The organism is Synechococcus sp. R55.3 (genome assembly GCF_047461975.1).
Lineage (GTDB): Bacteria > Cyanobacteriota > Cyanobacteriia > Thermostichales > Thermostichaceae > Thermostichus.
This window is the reverse complement of sequence record NZ_JANSIG010000150.1, coordinates 1-1774: the sequence shown is the minus strand read 5'-3', so window position 1 is coordinate 1774 and position 1774 is coordinate 1. Positions and strand designations below refer to the sequence as shown.

General features: G+C 59.6%; 2 protein-coding genes. Both read left to right on the top strand.

Going from position 1 to position 1774, the window contains the following annotated elements:
• Positions 1 to 209: 209 nt before the first annotated feature.
• Positions 210 to 959, top strand: coding sequence for a HEAT repeat domain-containing protein (locus NW849_RS14220; protein ID WP_049749566.1), 750 nt, complete (start codon positions 210 to 212; stop codon positions 957 to 959).
• Positions 960 to 1061: 102 nt separating this feature from the next.
• Positions 1062 to 1774, top strand: a 713-nt coding sequence (gene mnmA, locus NW849_RS14215; RefSeq protein WP_414358486.1) for a tRNA 2-thiouridine(34) synthase MnmA, incomplete at its 3' end; no start/stop codon positions are given.

Below are 1774 nucleotides of genomic sequence, written 5' to 3'. Positions count from 1 at the left end.
AGCCTCGTATCCTCTCCACCAAAATATCCAAAATCTTCGTGATGGGGCCAAGTCAACCTGCTTTTCTCGACAACAGTGCTAGGATTTGTCGATCGAAACAGTGGCACCATGTCCCCAGAGATCCCGACCGGGCCAGACAAAGACGGCCTCTGTCCAAGCGCAGCCTCGTTTGCCATACTGAAGAAAGATTGTAAATATTTGTTAACGCCATGACTGTCTCTGCTTTGGATCCCGCCAACCCCGCCCGTTTACAGGAGATCGCTCAACGCTTGCGCAGCCCGCGTTCTGCGGACCGGATGGTGGCCTTGGCCCAGTTGCGGGATGTGCCGGCAGAGCAGGCGGTGCCGCTGATTTTGCAGGTCATCGACGATGAGAACCTGCAGGTGCGCTCTTTTGCCGTCTTTGCCCTGGGGATCAAGCAAACGGACGCCTGTCTGCCCAAATTGCTGGAAATCCTCACCCAAGACCCGGATTATGGCATTCGCGCCGACGCGGCAGGTGCCCTGGGCTATTTGGAAGATCCGCGGGCTTTTGAGGCCCTGGTGCGCGCCTTTTACGAAGATGTGGAGTGGCTGGTGCGCTTCAGTGCCGCGGTGGCCTTGGGGAACTTGAAGGATCCGCGGGCTTACGACGTGCTGCTGCGGGCGTTGGAGGGGCCAGAAGAGCTGCTACAACAGGCGGCCATCGCAGCTTTGGGAGAACTGGGGGATCCGCGGGCCCTGGATCACATCCTGCGGTTTGCCCAATCGGAAGACTGGCTGGTGCGGCAGCGGCTGGCCCAAGCGCTGGGCAATTTGCCTTCCCCCAAGAGCGTTTCTGCTCTCAACTACCTGGCCAGGGATCCCCACGATAGCGTTGCGGCGGCGGCTCTGGATTCGCTGCGGCGCTTGCGGCAAAGGGGCATCTCAGAAACCACCCCTGAGAAGGGATCCGGGCCAGCCAATTCTGAGGAAGGCTAAAGTAAAGATCCCGGCTCAGCTTGTTCCGGGTTCCCCAATCCCCAGAGAGAGGCCTCCTCTGTTTCCGGCTGAGCCTTTCTTTTCCTAGGATCCCTTGTCTCAATGGTTATCAGCCCCCACTCATCGGTTTCACCTGTTGCATCCCCGTCGCGGCCCCGCATTGTGGCGGCCCTTTCTGGGGGTGTGGATAGCTCTACGGTGGCGGCCCTTTTGCAGGAACAGGGCTACGCCGTGGAGGGGGTCACCCTCTGGCTCATGAGGGGGAAGGGGCAGTGCTGTACCGAAGGCTTGGTGGATGCGGCAGCTGTTTGTGAGCAGCTGGGGATCCCTCACCATGTGGTGGATAGCCGCGAGCTGTTCCAGGCCAACATTGTCGATTACCTGGTAGCCGGCTACGCGGAGGGCATTACTCCCCTGCCCTGCTCCCAATGCAACAAGCTGGTGAAATTCGGCCCGTTGCTGGCCTATGCCCGCGAAAAGCTGGGCATCTCCCAGATGGCCACCGGCCACTACGCACGGGTGCGCTTTAACGCCGAGCTAGGACGTTACCAACTCCTGCGGGCGGTAGATCGGCAGAAGGATCAGTCCTATTTTCTCTACGACCTCAGCCAAGAGCACCTAGCCCATAGCCTCTTCCCCTTGGGCGAGTACACCAAGGCCCAAACCCGTCAGTTGGCTGCCCGCTACGGGCTGGTTACAGCCGACAAGCCCGAAAGCCAGGATCTCTGCTTGATTGAAACCTATGGCTCGATGCGGAGCTTTTTGGATCAGTACCTTGGGCAAAGGCCAGGGGAAATCGTCGATACCCAGGGGCG